We start from the raw sequence: 17,547 nt of genomic DNA on the forward strand, positions 1-17,547 counted from the left end.
TTAGAAGAAAATCAAAGATTTTCATAAAACTCATGTGTACTTCTCAGCAGTTTGATATTAACTAAAAAAATCTTAGGTGTCTAAATCTTTTGTGACTTTGTGGTTATATTTCTTTCGCAGATTGGGCAGATTTTTATTATGCCTGGATTCCTGCGGAATGACAAGTATGTTGTTCTAAAGACTGCATATTTTTTAAGCACTTTAGCCCACTTAAGTAAGTACAAAAACTACTGAATACAAGTAAGTTCACTTTAGAATAAAATCAGAGATTTTCATAAAACTCATGTGTATTTCTCAGCAGTCTGATATTAACTAAAAAAAACTCTTAAGTGTCTAAATCTTTTGTGACTTTGTGGTTATATTTTTTCGCAGATTGGAATCCAAACTCTCAAAGATTGTCTTCATAAAGCTGTCTATACCATTTATTCTACTGGTTTTTCCTTTTGTATTTCACTTTTTGCTTAATAATCTCAATGACATCTACATGCTGAACTTTAGATTTTATCCATCCGTGGATATCGATATAAAATAATGACCTTCTGTAATATTCATTGTTGGAAAACTCTTCCAGTTTTTTATCAAAAGCTTTAAAAGCTTTTTGCTGTTGATCTAAAACCTGATTATTCAGATTCTTAAAAAATTCAATGCTTTCAAAATGGAAAACTTCAGGTTTCTTCATTTTTCTCGCAAATTTAGATGTAGAAGCAATAAATTCATCATAGTCTTCATCATTTCCTGATTCATGTTTGGCCATCAGTATTAGAATCCGGGTGTGGAATAATAAATCTTCCTGCACATTTCCTTTTGATTCTATTACCCTCATAGCGTAATCAATGGATTTTTTAAACATTTTACTTCCAAAAAACATCGCTGCCATCTTAAGATAAAGAATCATAAAGTGATGTTCATCAATTCTTTCTCTAAGTTTATCCATTTTTAATTCAATCTCAGGAATAAGTTTGGTCCCGGTGAAAAACTCGCCCTTTACAAAGTGAATATTCATCAGCGTATTATAGTGAGTCAGGAAAATAAGGGACTGAAGATTTTCGTTTTGGGCGAAGTTTTCAGCATTGACCATTCTGTTAAAGCTTTTAAAATGTTCTTCCAGGATGTCTATATTTCCATAGAGAAACAGAATTTTAAGCAGATACGTATTTCCTTTAATATACCAGACTGGATGGCTATAGATCATTTCAGGGGTTTTATGAAATAAATCTACCCATTGATAGGCATACTTCAAGGTGTATTTATAATCCTGTAAAAGCTGATTTTTCCAGACATGCGCTTTAAAGTACCAGAGTTTTTCAGTGAAATTCAGTTTTTCAAGGCTGATGTTTTTGATCTGGGAATTGAAAAATTCAAGAACCTCCTTCCTGTCCGTATCATTTTTTACATAGCCATGAGTAAGCATTTCACTGTACAGTTTCAGTGAAAGATTGGATAATTTTGTTGTATAACGATTCTGCCTGCTTATTTCTTGAGACTGCCGGATGAGCTCGTCGGCACGTCCTTCAATACTCCTTGTAATAAATTGAGATTCAATCACTTTTTCAAGGTCTATGATTTCTGAAGCTATGCTTTTTTCATCCAGTTCCAGGGCAGTTTGCTTCGTTTTGTCCAGTATTTTCAAGGCTTGTTTATAAAGCCCTTTCTGATAGAGAATATTGGCAAAATCAAGCTGTTCCCTGAGCTGAATTCTATAGTTCTGGTGACTGGGGTTCATGCGGAGACTCACGAGGATCTGTTTGTAAAGGTGAGCCTTCAGATTGGAAAGCTGCTGTTTCGTTGAAATTTTTTTCTCGATGATAATGCTTTCATCGTACTCTTTCATCTTATCCATTTCTGAAAATAAAAGAAGAAATTTGGCATCTACATTAATACCGAGACGGTTGACATACAACTTAAACTGACGTTTTTCGGAGGTGGTCAATGACTTTACCAAAACAAACAAGAAATCTTTCTGCAATTCTGCCATTGTAAATTTTTATAATTTAAAACTTTAATTATCAAATGCATACACTTGTTTATTTCATTATTGAGTATTGTAGTTTTTACAAAATATAAACGTCTGAAAATATTTCAAGCTGTAGTTTTGAACCAAAATTAAGTAAAAAACTTCATTTATGAATTCCGAAAAAATTGAAATTTTTGATACCACACTGAGAGATGGGGAGCAGGTTCCGGGGTGTAAACTGAATACGGAACAGAAACTGATTATTGCTGAAAGGCTTGATAAGCTAGGGATTGATATCATTGAAGCGGGGTTTCCAATTTCCAGTCCCGGAGATTTTGAATCTGTTTCAGAAATTTCAAAACTCGTAAAAAATGCTAAAGTATGTGGACTCACTAGAGCCAATAAAAAAGACATAGACGTAGCAGCTGAAGCACTGAAATTTGCTAAAAGACCGAGAATCCATACGGGAATCGGAACTTCCGAATCTCATATCAGATATAAATTCAACTCCACAAAAGATGATATTCTGGAACGTGCTGCTGAAGCGGTAAGATATGCTAAAACTTATGTGGAAGATGTTGAATTTTATGCAGAAGACGCCGGAAGAACTGATAACGAATATCTGGCGCAGGTATGTGAAGCCGTGATTAAGGCCGGGGCTACAGTTTTAAATATTCCTGATACAACAGGGTATTGTCTGCCTGAAGAATATGGTCAGAAAATAAAATATTTGCGTGAAAATGTAAAAGGAATCGAAAAGGCAGTATTGTCATGCCATTGTCACAATGACCTAGGATTGGCAACCGCTAATTCTATTGCCGGAGTAATGAACGGAGCACGTCAGATAGAATGTACAATCAACGGATTGGGAGAAAGAGCAGGAAATACGGCTTTGGAAGAAGTGGTGATGATTTTAAAACAGCATAAAGATCTGAATCTTCATACCGATGTCAACTCCAGAATGCTGAATGAGATGAGCCTGATGGTTTCGGACCTTATGGGCATGTCTGTACAGCCCAACAAAGCCATTGTGGGAGCTAATGCATTTGCCCACAGCTCAGGAATTCACCAGGACGGCGTGATCAAAAACAGAGAAACTTACGAAATCATTGATCCTGAGGAAGTAGGAGTGAGTACATCTTCTATTATTCTTACAGCAAGAAGCGGACGTTCGGCATTGGCTTACCGTTTTAAGCATATTGGCTTTGATGTCACTAAAAATGAACTCGATTATCTGTATCAGGAGTTTTTAAAAGTGGCAGATCTTAAAAAAGAGATTGGTAATGACGATTTAAGCCGGATTATAGAGACTTTCAACCGAAAAATAGGATAGGTTTGATGTAAAATCAAGATAAAATAAAAATGAAGAACGATAAAAAGACACTTTTTGATAAAGTTTGGGATGCCCACGTGGTGGAAACCATTCCGAACGGACCTCAGATTATTTATATTGACAAACACCTTATTCATGAAGTAACCAGCCCTCAGGCTTTTGCAGAACTGGAATCCAGAAATCTTGAAGTTTTCCGGCCGGAACAGATTGTAGCAACCGCGGACCACAACGTACCCACTCTTCATCAGGAAGAGCCGATACGGGATGAATTGTCCAGAAACCAGGTTCAGCAGCTTACCGAAAATTGTGAGAAAAATAATATAAAACTGTTCGGTCTTGGACATGAATACCAGGGAATTGTTCACATCATTGCCCCCGAATTGGGAATTACCCAGCCGGGGATGAGTATTGTTTGCGGAGACAGTCATACTTCCACGCATGGTGCTTTTGGCGCTATTGCTTTTGGAATAGGAACAAGCCAGGTTGCCCAGGTTTTTGCAAGTCAATGTCTGCTGCTTAACAAGCCCAAATCGATGAGAATTACCGTAAACGGCAGATTGAATGAAAATGTTCAGCCTAAAGATGTGATTCTTTATATTATTTCAAAAATAGGAACAGATGGGGGAACAGGATATTTCTGTGAATATGCCGGAAACGTATTTGAAGAAATGTCTATGGAGGGAAGAATGACTGTTTGCAATATGAGCATTGAAATGGGGGCCAGAGGAGGAATGATTGCCCCTGATGAAACTACCTTTGAGTATATAAAGGGAAAGGTTTTTGCTCCGGAAGGTGAAGAATGGCAAGAAAAAGTAGCGTATTGGAGAGGTTTAAAAACAGATGAAGAAGCTGTTTTTGATAAAGAACTGACATTTGAAGCTTCAGAAATCTATCCAATGATCACGTATGGAACGAATCCCGGAATGGGGATCTCAATCCGTGAGCTTATTCCTGTTCCTCAGAATGAGTCGGAAGAAAAAGCGTTACGCTATATGGGATTAAAGGCAGGGCAGGCTCCTTCCCATATTAAGGTCAGTTATGTATTCATCGGAAGCTGTACCAATGCAAGGATAGAGGATTTCCGTTCTGCAGCTCAATATATCAAAGGAAAAAGCAAATCTGAAACAGTACAGGCATTAATTGTTCCGGGTTCTCAGCAGGTGGTAAAACAGATCTATGAAGAAGGATTGGATAAAATTTTCAATGAGGCCGGATTTCAGATTCGTCAACCCGGATGTTCAGCTTGTCTGGCCATGAATGATGATAAGATTCCGGAAGGAGAATATTGTGTATCCACTTCAAACAGAAACTTTGAAGGCAGGCAGGGACAAGGTTCCAGAACCATTCTTGCAAGCCCGCTTACAGCAGCTAAAGCTGCCATAGAAGGCAGGATCTCTGCTTTTGAAAGTTTAAATTAAACAGATTAAAAAGTACATGCAAAAATTAGTTGTTTTAAAATCCCGCGCAGTACCATTGCCGGCAGAAAATATAGATACCGATCAGATTATTCCGGCCAGATTCCTAAAAAGTATAGACAGAAAAGGTTTTGGTGAAAATCTGTTCAGAGATTGGAGGTACAATATGCATTCAGGAGAACCTAATCCTGATTTTGTACTGAATAATCCAAAATTCGAAGGGGAAATTTTAGTGGCAGGAAATAATTTCGGATGCGGAAGCAGCAGGGAACACGCAGCCTGGTCTTTAACGGATTATGGTTTTAAAGTCATTGTTTCCAGCTATTTTGCTGATATTTTTAAAGGAAATGCTTTAAATAATGGACTTCTTCCGGTAAAAGTTTCCGAAGACTTTTTAAAAGAAATTTTAGAAGGAATCACTGAAAATCCAAATAATGAAATTGCTATTGATGTAGAACTGCAGTCCATCAGTTTCAAAGATACAACCGAAACTTTTGAGATTGATTCTTACAAAAAAATATGCCTGTTGAACGGCTATGATGATATTGATTTTTTAATCAGCAGAAAACAGGTGATACAAGAGTTTGAACTAAAAACACAAAAGAAAAATGAGCGACAAGTATTTTAAAATTGCGGTTCTTCCCGGAGACGGAATAGGACCTGAGATCATCAAAGAAAGTATAAAAATACTGGATGTCATAGCTGAAGTCTTTCAGTATGAATTTCAGTTCGAACACGGATTGATTGGTGCTGAAGCTATTTTTAAGACCGGAGACCCTTTACCCGAAGAAACGTTGAGGATTTGCAAAAATTCTGATGCCGTTCTTTTTGGAGCAATCGGTGATCCTGTTTTCGATAATAATCCTGAAGCAAAAGTAAGACCTGAACAGGGGCTTCTAAAACTTCGTAAGGAGCTGGGTTTATTTGCCAATATCAGGCCTTTGAAAACCTATTCTTCACTGATTGACAAAAGCCCGCTTAAAAGAGAAATCATTGAAGGGGCAGATATTCAGATCTTCAGAGAATTGGTAAGCGGAATCTATTTTGGTGAAAAGTTTACAGATCCTGAAGGAGCGTATGCCTATGACATATGCAAATATAGCCGTGAAGATATTCTTCCTATTGCCCATATGGCGTTTCAGGAAGCTCAGAAGAGAAATAAAAAACTGACGCTTATTGACAAAGCCAATGTATTGGATACGTCAAGATTATGGAGGAAGATCTGTCAGGAGATTTCTTCAGAATATCCGGACGTGCAGCTGGATTATATGTTTGTAGATAATGCAGCAATGCAGCTGATTCTTAACCCTAAACAGTTTGATGTTATTGTAACTGAAAATATGTTCGGGGATATTATTTCTGATGAAGCCAGTGTGATCGGAGGATCTATCGGATTGCTTCCGTCAGCTTCCATTGGTGAGAAAAATGCATTGTTCGAACCTATCCACGGTTCTTATCCGCAGGCAAAAGGTAAGGGTATTGCCAATCCTATTGCTTCTATTCTTAGCGTTGCCATGATGTTGGATCACCTTAATTTACAGACGGCTGCAGATAAACTGAGGCAATCTGTAGAGCATGCTATTGAAAATAAGTATGTTACCATCGATCTTAATACCAAACAGTATTATTCCACAAGTGAAGTAGGAAGCTTTATTGCAGATCATATAAAATATTCCGAAAAATCTTATTACAATTTTGAAAATGTAAAGATCGGAAAGTCCACCATCGTATAGGTACAAAAAGTTCATTTAGATAGTTAGAAGAAAGGTCCTGCCTCATTAGAGACGGGACCTTTCAATTGTATTCTGTAAAAGAAGTGATAAGACCTTAATGGTTTTACTTTACTCCTTTGTATTATCCGTTTTTCCTGATTTACCTTTAGACGATTTTTGAATATCCTCTTTATCAATCTCAGGTGGATTGCTCTTTTTCGATGATGCAGGAATGTTTTGGAAATCTTCATTCTGCTTTTTGGTTTCTGCGGTATTGGCAGGTTCTTTCTTATTGCTTTTTCCTTTTGAGTCCATAGCTTGAATTTTTAGAGTCCTAGAAGACCGATCTTTCCGGTTTTATCTTCTATGGTATAATTCAAAGCCTTTGCCAAAACAAAAACATTATTAAGATTTTCCATTAATTGTTTGCGTCCCTCACTTCTCAATTGATTTTCATCAATAGATTTCATCGCAGTTTGCTTAGCTTTTTCCGTTACATTCTTAATGTCTTTTTCCGTAATCCTATTAAAAAAGGAATCGTCCAAAGATTGGATTTCAACACTGGGAGTAATTCTTATGTCTGCATCCGGAAGTTCGGTGATCACCAGCTTTTTGTTGATGGAATCTACCTCAATCTTCATCTTATTAAGATCATAAGAAACCTGTGCCGTGGTTTTGGTATAGGTAATGATGCTGTTATTTGAAACCTCTTTTCCGAATACTTCATAACCCATTTTGGTCTTCTGCATACTGGACGTATTCTGCTCCATTACCACCATCTTATTCATCTTGGAAATCTGGTTGGTCAGAATATAATAATCCGACTTCTCAGTTTTATTAGTGAGAGTAAGACAGGACTTAAGCCCGAAAAACAGAAGCACCATGACCCCTGCGCCTGCTACAAATGATAAAATTGTTTTATAATTTCTCAAATCTATTTAAAAATTTCTTTAATTACAGATGTATCATTCTTTTTCAAAATCTCGGCTAAATCTCTTTCAATATATCCTGAAGTAGGCATTTCTACAATTCTTCCAATTTCTTTTCCATATTTTTTCAAAATAATGGTAGGCACTTTCTGGATATTGTAAAGACTTTCGTCTCCCGTAGGAGATTCTTTTTTACGGTTTACCGCAATAATGGTAAGCTTAGAGTCCGGATAACCTACTTCTTCCAATATTTTCATCAGCCTTGGGATATCTCTGTGGCTGTCTTCACACCATGTTCCCATGAAAACAATAATGTCACAAGAACCCAGTCTTTCTTTTTTAAGCTCACTGATGGCTTTTGCGTCAAGAGCATATTCATCATATTCCTTTACATACCAGTCGGCATAAGGAGCTTTCAGAAACTGTTCTTTCAGCTGATGTCCCAAAAGCATTTTACCGTCATTCTGAGTTTCAACCTCCCGGTTAACCACTACTTTTTGAGCGCTAAATTGCTGGACAGCTAAAAAGATGCTTGAAAAGGCAACAATATTCGTAATAAATTTTTTCATATGTTATTTCTCAATGATTGATTTTAAATCAGCAGGAGAGTAGTATTTGTTTTTTAATACTTTATGATCAGCCTGTCTGTAAACATTGAATTTTTCTCCAGATTTTTCATAAAAAGAGGCTACTTCCTTTTCTTTATAAAACTCAACCGTTTCCTTTGCCTGTTCTTCATTATCGCAAGCTTTAGACATATTGGAACGCTGAACTTCGTTGAATAGCTCTACAAATTTGTTGCCAAGTCCGAATTCAAGCACGGCACCACTTAAAACATACTGAAGATCACAAAGTGCATCTGCAATTTCTACAATGTCATTATCTGCAATCGCTTGTTTCAGCTCATTTAACTCTTCCTGAAGAAGCTCTACTCTAAGGTTGCATCTTTCCGGAGAAGGAATTTGTGGGGTATCTAAAATAGGGGCTTTGAAAGTAGTATGGAATTCTGCTACTTGGTTCAGACTATCAATTTTATCCATGAATTTTTTTATTTATGGCAAAGATAGAAAACGATTTGGAGATTGTAAAATGTACAGCGTAAAATGTATTAATGAAGGGGTAGGAAGAACAATATTCCTGATCATCCTTTTAAAAATATAATTTCCCAAACAAAACAGAAAAACCCACAATTTTAGTTGTGGATTTTGTTTTAAATTCATGGTCTGTATTCAGATGTGGTTATTTTAATTCTTCATATTTCCAGATTCCTGAGATACTTAAGATCGTTAATCCCGGCTGTTTTTCACCATAGCCAAATACACAGAGGTATTTTGAATAACATGTCTGGCAGCTGGTTCCAAAATATAGGGTTGGCAGATTGTTTACCGTTAAAGGACCGAAATGTGACATTCCGGGTAAAGTTTCCTGTACCATCCCGTTTTTTAATAATTCATTTCCGGATAGTATCTGCTCATCGTGATAAAGCTGAAGGATAGGGAATCCTGACTGGTAAGGAATAATTTCCACTGTATTTTCATGATTGCAGTTACAGCATATGAATTTTACAACAGCAGAAGGAACGGTTTCATTATTAGTGAAAACATCCTTTTGAATAAGAGCTTTTTTACCAATGTTTATTTTTTTTGATATTGAATACATCTGAATTTATTTATTACTGAATAACAGTACCTGCCAGGTTATTGTATTTCCCGCTTGGACTTTTTTTAATAGTTACTTTTATATATCCCTCTTCAGCTAATTTATTCCATGTTTTTGGATATCCTGTGGCAATATCAATGGGAATTTTCCACATGGTTTGTTTTCCATTGCCAGCCTGATTAAACCAGGGAATAATATCTGCCGTTTGGGATTTGAAAGATAGTAAATTATTCAAAACATCTATCTCATAATAGAAATCATATTTATTTTCAGGCTGGTTTAATGCTCTTTGCGTGAAAGTATATACATATCCATTGATAATAGGGCTTGTAAAGCTGCCTCCTAAAGTAGGAACTCCCGTTCCGTCATAATTGCCAACAGCTCCGCTGTATCGGTCGAATTTTTGTCCTGCCACAATAGGAACATCATCAACGATATTATAACCACCATTGGCAGGAGGCCATCCTCCGTTCAGACTATTAGCTTTAAACAGCGCTTCCAGTTCATTCCATTTACCCTGTTTGTACAGGTCAAATGCCTGGTTTCTTATCGTTTGGTTTACAGCTCCCGGAGCATCATAAGTTAATGCAAAATCATCAGCGTTTTTGTAGAATACAATTTTAACGGGATTAGTGTCTATTACTTCATCATTGTCTGAGCTACAGGCAACCGAAAAGAAAGTAAATGATAAAAGAAAGATGTACTTCAATAAATGTTTCATATAAATAATTTTAATTATGTAAAAATTTAATAAAGTATTATTGGGATTGTATCAATGCTTCTCTGGTAAAAAATGCCTGCTTGAATGTGTCGGTAAGATCAGTGTTTTTCTAAAGGATATTTTCATGAAAAGCATTTGCTGTTAGGCTGGCTTTTAAAGATATGACAATCAGTTCCCATCAAAGAAGTGGCATTAAAGAAGCAGTATGATGAATCGTTGAAACGATTTCTCAGCTCCCTCAAATACTGGCTGGACAAACGGTACAATAATAAACAGTATTGAGTGATAAATTTAAATTAAAAAACCTGAATATTAATTATTTTATTTAATAAAAATTAATTATATGTAAATTAAATACATTGATAAATGGATTATTGAAGGATGTTTTTATTCGAATAAGATTATGGATATGTACTTAAAGAATAAAAAAAAGGCTACTCCTGTGTAGAGTAGCCTTTTCCATCGCGTTATTTTAAAATTAAGGTGATTAATCCTTAATGAATCGTTTTGTTGTTTCTCCTATCTGAATCATATAGGCTCCTTTTATAAGGTTGCTTATATTGGCAGAACCTCTTTGAAGTTTTCCTGTATGTACTAATTTTCCAGACATATCGAAGATTTTATATTCTTCTGTATCCGTATTGGAAACCGCCAGAACATCTTTCACCGGATTAGGGTATAGTCTCATATCGGCTGATGTTTCTTTTGGTGCTTCAGTCACGGATTTTGCTGCCGTAGCAGTTACCGAAATATTGGCATTATTCACATCAAAGAAAATATGATTGGTTCCTTTTACCATAATTCTTCCTGAAGTAGTAGAAGCATTGGGAATCGTAACGGCCTGAGAACCGTCATTTGGAGTTCCTGCCAATAGGGTAGTCCAGGTATTTCCGCTGTTGGTTGACCAAAGGATATCTACATTAGCAGTGTTTACACCATTTGCGGTAGTTCCTGCCACATTCCAGGTGATGGTTTGTGTACTTCCTCCGGCATAAGAGGCTGCAGTATTCTGTGAAGTAATATTGAAAGGACCTGCAGTAGCATTAACGGTGATTTTTGCATCATCTGAATTATTCCCTGAACCTCCAGCTCTGTTATCACGAACGGTAAATCTGAAATTCAGGGTTCTTGCTACTGAAGAAAGTGCTTCGACAGTAATTTCCGAACTTGCGGTAGTGGTTGCTCCTGCTAATACGGAAGCCATTCTTGGAAAGTATCTTACCGGGGAGGCTGTAGGTGTCCATGATCTGAAATTAGGACCTGATGTTTTAGTAGCTTTGGCTGCAGAACTGGCTCCTGTCTGACTAGATGTAGCGCTATCCATCTGCTCCCAAATATAGGTAAGGATATCTCCGTTAGCATCAGTTCCTGTTCCTGTCAGCATAAACGGTGTGCTTTTAGGAATGGTATAATCTAATCCCGCGTTAGCTGTAGGAATTGTGTTTCCTGTAAGGGTATTTACAGAGCAGGTTTTAGTTTTAATATTATTGGTGATCTGTTGAATGCTTATGGCATGGAAAAAAGCATCAGAGTTCATTTGGACATCCTGGTCGGTAATTCCTGCGTATCCCATAATAGTCGAACCTGAGCCCGGTTCCATATTATTACCCGTTCTTTCACTATCATGAGACCAGGTATGGTTTCCACCAAACTGATGTCCCATTTCATGAGCTACATAATCGATATCAAAAGTATCACCTGATGGTACGCCATTCGAAGGGGAAGTATAACCGCTTCCTTTATACGCACTAGGATAGGTTGTTCCCAGGTACACATAAGTAGACATATCATTACTGCATATACAGCCGATGCAGCCTGCATTACCACCTCCGCCATCTCTTCCGAACAAATGGCCTACGTCAAAATTAGCATTACCAATAGTGGAACTTAAAGTATTCATTAATTGCAGATTCCAGTTATTCATTGCTGAAGAGGGAGAATAAGGATCTGTAGAAGCATTGGTATAAATAACTGCATCAGTATTGGCAATAAGGACCATTCTTGCTGCAAAATCTTTCTCGAAAACACCATTTACACGGGTCATGGTATTGTTCATTGCTGCTAAAGCCTGTGCTTTTGTTCCTCCAAAATAGGAAGTGTATTCTCCTGTGGTAGACAGCGCCAGTCTAAATGTTCGCAGTGTGGAGTCATTAGCATTTCTGGCAGCAATAGTTGAAGAAGTGCCTTTTTGAGCTGCATCTAATACAGTACATTCAAATTTATTTAAGTTGTCTTTTCTGTCAGACTTCTTATAGATCACATAGGAAGATAAATCTTTAGTATAGGGCTCTATAAAAGTAGCCGATTTATCCCCATAAATTTCCATAAAAGAAAGTCCTAAGGAAGAGATGCTAAAGTAAACTGTTGAAGCAGAATCATCTATGCCTTCTCCAATATAAGACTTGATGTCCGGATACTTTGCTGCCAGTTCAGGCTCAAAGTTTGGATTTTCTGTTACCTTAAACTTTTCCATCTTTCCTTCCGCATTGGGAAAAGAAATAATAATTTGAGATTTTTCACCGGCTGCCAATCTTTTAGGAGCGCTTGCCAGTGCATTTTTCAAACCATTGATATTTAATTGGTAAATTTTCGGACCATCTATATTCGTCATGTTTTCGAAAACTGGTGAGGCGTTTTTTTGAGATCCCTGAGTCCATAGACGATCTGTCTGTGCGAAGGAAAAACCTGATAATACAAGCATTCCCATCATCAATAATTGTTTTTTCATATAAAAGTGTAATTTTTTACGTTATGTCAAATCTAACGAAAAAACCTTTGTTAAAAATTTAATGTTATCATAGAATATCTCGATTATTGTTAATAGAAATTATAATTAAATGAAAATTATTAAATAAAATACTAAAAAAACTGAAGACTGTCCTATACAGAACAGTCTTCATATTAATTTAATTTTAAATTACTAATTCTTAACGAATTTTTTCGTGATCTCTCCGATCTGGATCATATAAGTACCCTTGATAAGGCCGCTTACATTTACAGCACCTCTTTGAAGTTTTCCGGAATCAACTATTTTTCCTCCCAGATCAAAGATCTTATAATCTTCAGATGCTGTATTTGAAACATACAGCATGTCTCTTACGGGGTTAGGATAAAGCTTGATATCGGTGATCAGGTCTTTTGTATTGGATAAGTCTCCTTTTCCGGAAGAAACAATATTCAATGTATAATCTTCAACCTGTCCATACGTGTAAGTTTCACAAGATGAAGTAGGAATAGAGCTGTATTTCATCATGACCCTCATTCTTGTTGATCCAAGACTGGCTGTAGCCGGAATAGTAATAGATCCGGTAACAGGAGTTGTTGTAGAGCCTGCTTTAGACCATGCTAATTCTCCGCTGTCTGTAAAGTCTCCATCACCGTTATAATCTATGTATACTGCATAGGCTTCGCTGTATTTCGTAGAAGTCCAAACCGGAGTTACAGAAATGGTATATGCACTTCCTCTTGTAACATTGGTAGAAACAGAAGTGAAGTTTTCATAACCGGCAGTTCCTGTTGATGTGTTGTTGATAGTTCCGAATTTCACATTTCCGATTCTCTCATCAGCAGTATTGGATGCAGAAGAGGAACAATAAGTAACCGTTCCGCCGCCTAATGTTGTAACACTTACCGTATTACTAGAAACAGAAGCATTTCCTGCTGCGTCTTTAGCTTTAACAGAGAAAGAATATGTTGTGGATGGTGTTAATCCTGTTACGGTGTAGGTAGTAGAAGCAGAAGAACCAATTAATGAAGCACCCTGATATACGTCATAACCTGTAACAGCTACATTGTCTGTAGCTCCGGACCATGAAAGGTTTGTAGTGGTAGAAGTAGTTCCAGAAGCCGCAAGGGTAGGTGCAGTAGGCGCTACAGTATCAGGAGTACCCGAACCTGCATTTACAGTGATGTTTGCATTATTTACATCAAAGAAAATATGATTGGAACCTTTTACCATAATTCTTCCTGTACTGGTAGAAGCATTAGGAATTGTTACAGCCCGAGAACCGTCATTAGGAGTTCCTGCCAGCAGAGTAGTCCAGGTACTTCCGCTGTTGGTTGACCAAAGGATATCTACATTGGCAGTGTTTACACCGTTTGCGGTAGTTCCTGCAACATCCCATGTTATTGTCTGGGAGCTGCCTCCTGTATAGGTAGTGGCTGAGTTTTGTGAAGTCACAGCAAATGGCCCTGCAGTACTGTTCACAGTAATTACAGCGTCGTCTGAATTGTTTCCTGAACCTCCGGCTCTGTTGTCACGGGCTGTAAATCTGAAGTTTAATGTTCTGGCGACTGATGAAAGGGCCTCAACCGTAATCTCTGAACCGGCTGTAGTCGTTGCTCCTGTTAAGACAGAGGCCATTCTAGGAAAATATCTCACAGGTGCCGTTGTAGGTGCCCATGATCTGAAATTAGGACCTGATGCCTTTGTGGCACTGGCTGCAGAGCTTGCTCCGGTTTGAGAAGAGGAAGCATTATCCATCTGTTCCCAGATATAAGTTAAAGCGTCTCCATCAGCATCAGTACTGGTACCTGTAAGTACAAAAGGTGTTCCTTTTGGAATGGTATAATCCAGTCCTGCATTGGCGGTAGGAATTGAATTTCCAGTACTTGTGTTTACAGAGCAGGTTTTAGCTTTAATATTATTGGTGATCTGCTGAATGCTTATGGCATGGAAGAAAGCATCGGAATGTGGCTGGATATCCTGGCTCGTAATTCCTGCATACCCCATAATGGTTGATCCCGATCCGGGTTCCATATTGGCTCCTGTTCCTTCATTGCTCATAGAGAAAGTGTGGTTTCCTCCGAACTGATGTCCCATTTCATGAGCTACATAATCAATATCGAAATTATCACCTGAGGGAATAGCATCTGCCGGAGAAGTATAACCGCTTCCTTTAGAACCGTTAACACAGATACAGCCGATACAGCCTGCATTTCCTCCACCTCCGGAAGCTCCGAACAAGTGTCCGATATCATAATTGGCTTCACCAATTACAGATGTTAAGGTGCTTTGTAGTTGAGAATTCCAGCTGCTCATTCCTGAGGCTGCAGAATATGGATCTGTAGAAGCGTTGGTGTATACTACGGCATCATTGTTGGCTATTAAAACCATTCTTGCAGCGAAATCTTTTTCAAAGACTCCGTTTACACGGGTCATTGTGTTGTTCATAGCTGCTATAGCCTGAGCTTTTGTTCCTCCGAAATAAGTGGTGTATTCACCCGTACACGATAATGCCAGCCTGAATGTTCTTAATTTGGCATCATCGGCATTAGGTCTTGCCGCAAGACCTGCACTGGCAGCGCCTTTTTGTGCAACATCAATTACTGAGCATTCGAACTTGCTGAGATCATCCTTTTTGTCAGATTTTCTATACACTACATAAGTGGAAAGATCTTTGGAGTACGGCTCAATGAATACCGCAGACTTGTCACCGTAAACTTCCATTGAGGATAATCCGAGTGGAGAGATGCTGAAGTATACTGTGGATGCAGAATCGCCAAGCCCTTCTCCCACATAAGATTTAATGTCCGGATATTTTGCAGCAAGCTCAGGTGCAAAATTGGAATTTTCCCTCACTTTAAAATTTTCCATTTTCCCTTCAGAATTTGGAAAAGAAATAATGAGTTCTGATTTTTCGCCGACAGCCAGCCTTTTGGGTGCTTTTGCAAGCGCGTTCTTTAATCCGTTAATATCCAGGCTGTATACCTTTGGGTTGCTGATGCTGGATTTGTTTTCAAAAATCTCAGATGGATTTTTTCTTGAATTTTCGGACCAAAGACGATCTGTCTGTGCGAAAGAAACACCCGTAATCAGGAGCATTCCAATCAGTGTTAATTGTTTTTTCATATTAAATATTAATTTTAATTGTGGAATATCAAAGCTAATAAAAATTATATTACGAAAAATAAAAATTTTTAAGAAAAATTTAGAATATCTGTTCAAAATATTATGCAATACATTAAATATGATTTAAAATTATTTGCCAATAGTGTATGAATAAAGAAAAATGACATGTACGATCGTACATGTCATTTTATTTATAAAGGTAAATTAAGTTTTACTTACATTTTATCATCAGCAGTAGGTCCGTACAGTCCGGGAACCTTATTACCGGTTGATCTTAAATAAACAACCAGTTCACCTCTGTGATGGTACAAATGATTATACAAAAAGCCTCTCACTACCTGGATTTTCGGTGAAGGAGGAAAGAGAACATTGCCGTTCATTTCCATTTTCCATTCGTTGAAATAGGTATTTTCATCAGAACCTTCCAATACTTTTTGCGCGTTAGCAACATTTTCTTCAAATTTAGCGAGAATATTTTCAGCTTTGGAAATATCCCCTTTATCATACTTATACTTGCCCATATCAAACGTATCCTGATTGAAAGTAGGGTGGTACCAGTTATAGACTTCCGCAATATGAGAGGCCAACTGACCGGTTGTCCAGTTTTTTTCAGACGGTTTCCAGTCTAAAGCGCTGTCAGGAATTGCTTTTAAAATTTTTCTAGTGTTTTCAGCTTCATGTAGAAACTCACCTAAAAGAGCCTGTTTAATCATTTGTATTGAGAGTTTAGGGTTATCTTGTAATATCTCTTCCGATAACCAGTCTCTGGATCTCAGAAGTACCTTCACCTATAGTACAAAGCTTTGAATCTCTGTAGAATTTTTCAACAGGGAAATCCTTGGTATATCCATATCCTCCAAAGATCTGCACAGCATTATTAGAAATTCTTACACAAGCTTCAGAAGCATAGAGTTTTGCCATAGCCCCTTCTTTAGTCATTTTTTGCTTGGCATTTTTAAGAGTAGATGCTCTCTGGATAAGAAGTTCAGCAGCATCAATTTCTGTAGCCATATCAGCAAGCATAAAGTTGACAGCCTGGAAATCTGAAATAGGTTTTCCGAACTGATGTCTTTCTTTAGCATATTTTAAAGCCGCCTTATAAGCTCCTCTTGCCGTACCTAAACTTAGCGCGGCAATAGAAATTCTACCACCATCCAAAATTTTCATAGCCTGTTTGAAACCTTCACCCACTTCGCCTAAACGGTGAGAATCCGGTACACGTACGTTATCAAAAATGAGCTCTGCCGTTTCAGAGGCACGCATTCCTAATTTATTTTCTTTTTTTCCGGAACTAAAGCCAGGCATGCCTTTTTCTAAAACAAAAGCTGTAGAATTGTTTTTAGCCCCTTTTTCACCTGTTCTTGTCATTACCACAGCAATATCTCCTGAAATAGCATGGGTAATAAAGTTTTTTGCTCCACTGATAATCCACTCATCGCCGTCTTTCACAGCAGTAGTAGACATACCTCCTGAGTCTGAACCTGTATTATGTTCTGTTAATCCCCAAGCTCCGATTACTTTTCCGGAAGCCAGCTGAGGAAGCCATTTGTGTCTTTGCTCTTCATTTCCAAATTCGTAAATATGGTTGGTACAAAGAGAGTTGTGCGCCGCTACAGAAAGACCAATCGATGGATCTACCTGGGAAATTTCGTCCAGAATAGTAACATACTCATGATAACCTAAACCGGAACCGCCATACTGCTCAGGAACTACAACCCCCATAAATCCCATTTCTCCAAGTTGGTGGAATAAGTCTTTAGGGAATGTCTGGCTTTCATCCCACTCCATAATATTCGGTCGGATATTCTTCTCTGCAAATTCTCTAGCTGTCTCCGCTATCATTTTGATGTTGTCAATAGTCTCTGTATTCATATAGATAATAGTTAGTTCCCAAAGATAAATAAATTGACGGAAAGCCAAAGAAATTATTTTAACCGTGCTGCTTTAACTTCAACCTTTTAATTTTCAAATTT

At 37.6% G+C, this 17,547-nt stretch carries 15 protein-coding genes; 4 read left to right on the forward strand and 11 right to left on the reverse strand.

Going from position 1 to position 17,547, the window contains the following annotated elements; genetic code table 11:
* Positions 1–427: 427 nt before the first annotated feature.
* Entirely contained in the window at positions 428–1,975 is a 1,548-nt protein-coding gene (locus MP477_RS00005; RefSeq protein ID WP_257188656.1) for a hypothetical protein, read from the reverse strand.
* A gap of 148 nt (positions 1,976–2,123) precedes the next feature.
* On the opposite strand from MP477_RS00005, the gene MP477_RS00010 reads away from it, so the two are divergent.
* Genes MP477_RS00010 through leuB form a run of 4 tightly spaced genes read left to right on the forward strand, consistent with a single transcriptional unit; the run spans position 2,124 to position 6,435 of the window.
* Positions 2,124–3,287, forward strand: a complete 1,164-nt coding sequence (locus tag MP477_RS00010) for a 2-isopropylmalate synthase (protein ID WP_257188657.1) — start codon at positions 2,124–2,126, stop codon at positions 3,285–3,287.
* 29 nt (positions 3,288–3,316) lie between these two features.
* The gene (gene leuC, locus MP477_RS00015) at positions 3,317–4,705 is read left to right on the forward strand and encodes a 3-isopropylmalate dehydratase large subunit (protein WP_257188658.1); all 1,389 of its coding nucleotides are present in this window, start codon (positions 3,317–3,319) and stop codon (positions 4,703–4,705) included.
* A 16-nt stretch (positions 4,706–4,721) separates the two neighbouring features.
* The gene (gene leuD, locus MP477_RS00020) at positions 4,722–5,330 is read left to right on the forward strand and encodes a 3-isopropylmalate dehydratase small subunit (RefSeq protein WP_230036457.1); all 609 of its coding nucleotides are present in this window, start codon (positions 4,722–4,724) and stop codon (positions 5,328–5,330) included.
* Positions 5,311–6,435 carry a 3-isopropylmalate dehydrogenase gene (gene leuB / locus MP477_RS00025; RefSeq protein ID WP_257188659.1) on the forward strand — a complete coding sequence of 375 codons (1,125 nt, stop codon included), beginning with the start codon at positions 5,311–5,313 and terminating at the stop codon, positions 6,433–6,435. The genes leuD and leuB overlap by 20 nt, the downstream gene beginning before the upstream one ends.
* A gap of 108 nt (positions 6,436–6,543) precedes the next feature.
* On the opposite strand, the gene MP477_RS00030 is transcribed toward leuB, so the two are convergent.
* The 10 genes from MP477_RS00030 to MP477_RS00075 all read right to left on the reverse strand — a co-directional run bounded on the left by MP477_RS00030 (position 6,544) and on the right by MP477_RS00075 (position 17,446).
* Complete coding sequence (locus tag MP477_RS00030; protein ID WP_257188660.1) at positions 6,544–6,729, reverse strand: hypothetical protein; 186 nt, start codon at positions 6,727–6,729, stop codon at positions 6,544–6,546.
* Positions 6,730–6,740: 11 nt separating this feature from the next.
* A complete protein-coding gene (locus MP477_RS00035) occupies positions 6,741–7,346 on the reverse strand; it encodes a DUF4230 domain-containing protein (protein WP_230036451.1) in 606 nt (201 codons plus the stop codon).
* A gap of 2 nt (positions 7,347–7,348) precedes the next feature.
* Positions 7,349–7,912, reverse strand: coding sequence for a thioredoxin family protein (locus tag MP477_RS00040; RefSeq protein WP_257188661.1), 564 nt, complete (start codon positions 7,910–7,912; stop codon positions 7,349–7,351).
* Positions 7,913–7,915: 3 nt separating this feature from the next.
* Positions 7,916–8,383 carry a nucleoside triphosphate pyrophosphohydrolase family protein gene (locus MP477_RS00045; protein ID WP_230036447.1) on the reverse strand — a complete coding sequence of 156 codons (468 nt, stop codon included), beginning with the start codon at positions 8,381–8,383 and terminating at the stop codon, positions 7,916–7,918.
* Between the two features lie 199 nt (positions 8,384–8,582).
* Positions 8,583–9,002 (reverse strand): hypothetical protein, encoded by a 420-nt coding sequence (locus tag MP477_RS00050; protein WP_257188662.1) that lies wholly within the window; start codon positions 9,000–9,002, stop codon positions 8,583–8,585.
* Between the two features lie 13 nt (positions 9,003–9,015).
* Positions 9,016–9,723 (reverse strand): TNT domain-containing protein, encoded by a 708-nt coding sequence (locus MP477_RS00055; protein WP_257188663.1) that lies wholly within the window; start codon positions 9,721–9,723, stop codon positions 9,016–9,018.
* Between the two features lie 487 nt (positions 9,724–10,210).
* Entirely contained in the window at positions 10,211–12,451 is a 2,241-nt protein-coding gene (locus tag MP477_RS00060; protein ID WP_257188664.1) for a reprolysin-like metallopeptidase, read from the reverse strand.
* 192 nt (positions 12,452–12,643) lie between these two features.
* Positions 12,644–15,574: a reprolysin-like metallopeptidase gene (locus tag MP477_RS00065; protein ID WP_257188665.1), complete on the reverse strand. Its 2,931-nt coding sequence runs from the start codon at positions 15,572–15,574 to the stop codon at positions 12,644–12,646.
* A 215-nt stretch (positions 15,575–15,789) separates the two neighbouring features.
* A complete protein-coding gene (locus MP477_RS00070) occupies positions 15,790–16,287 on the reverse strand; it encodes a DinB family protein (protein ID WP_230036438.1) in 498 nt (165 codons plus the stop codon).
* A 19-nt stretch (positions 16,288–16,306) separates the two neighbouring features.
* Positions 16,307–17,446, reverse strand: coding sequence for an acyl-CoA dehydrogenase family protein (locus MP477_RS00075; protein WP_047492802.1), 1,140 nt, complete (start codon positions 17,444–17,446; stop codon positions 16,307–16,309).
* Positions 17,447–17,547: the final 101 nt, after the last annotated feature.

The sequence above is a fragment of the Chryseobacterium sp. WG23 genome, assembly GCF_024586575.1.
Lineage (GTDB): Bacteria > Bacteroidota > Bacteroidia > Flavobacteriales > Weeksellaceae > Chryseobacterium.

Bases quoted from the DNA above. Each gene is read 5' to 3' on its own strand.
- MP477_RS00005 (WP_257188656.1), bottom strand. From the start codon at position 1,975: ATGGCAGAATTGCAGAAAGATTTCTTGTTTGTTTTGGTAAAGTCATTG.
- MP477_RS00060 (WP_257188664.1), bottom strand. From the start codon at position 12,451: ATGAAAAAACAATTATTGATGATGGGAATGCTTGTATTATCAGGTTTT.
- MP477_RS00010 (WP_257188657.1), top strand. From the start codon at position 2,124: ATGAATTCCGAAAAAATTGAAATTTTTGATACCACACTGAGAGATGGG.
- leuC (WP_257188658.1), top strand. From the start codon at position 3,317: ATGAAGAACGATAAAAAGACACTTTTTGATAAAGTTTGGGATGCCCAC.
- MP477_RS00065 (WP_257188665.1), bottom strand. From the start codon at position 15,574: ATGAAAAAACAATTAACACTGATTGGAATGCTCCTGATTACGGGTGTT.
- MP477_RS00070 (WP_230036438.1), bottom strand. From the start codon at position 16,287: ATGATTAAACAGGCTCTTTTAGGTGAGTTTCTACATGAAGCTGAAAAC.
- leuB (WP_257188659.1), top strand. From the start codon at position 5,311: ATGAGCGACAAGTATTTTAAAATTGCGGTTCTTCCCGGAGACGGAATA.
- MP477_RS00055 (WP_257188663.1), bottom strand. From the start codon at position 9,723: ATGAAACATTTATTGAAGTACATCTTTCTTTTATCATTTACTTTCTTT.
- MP477_RS00075 (WP_047492802.1), bottom strand. From the start codon at position 17,446: ATGAATACAGAGACTATTGACAACATCAAAATGATAGCGGAGACAGCT.
- leuD (WP_230036457.1), top strand. From the start codon at position 4,722: ATGCAAAAATTAGTTGTTTTAAAATCCCGCGCAGTACCATTGCCGGCA.
- MP477_RS00050 (WP_257188662.1), bottom strand. From the start codon at position 9,002: ATGTATTCAATATCAAAAAAAATAAACATTGGTAAAAAAGCTCTTATT.
- MP477_RS00040 (WP_257188661.1), bottom strand. From the start codon at position 7,912: ATGAAAAAATTTATTACGAATATTGTTGCCTTTTCAAGCATCTTTTTA.
- MP477_RS00030 (WP_257188660.1), bottom strand. From the start codon at position 6,729: ATGGACTCAAAAGGAAAAAGCAATAAGAAAGAACCTGCCAATACCGCA.
- MP477_RS00045 (WP_230036447.1), bottom strand. From the start codon at position 8,383: ATGGATAAAATTGATAGTCTGAACCAAGTAGCAGAATTCCATACTACT.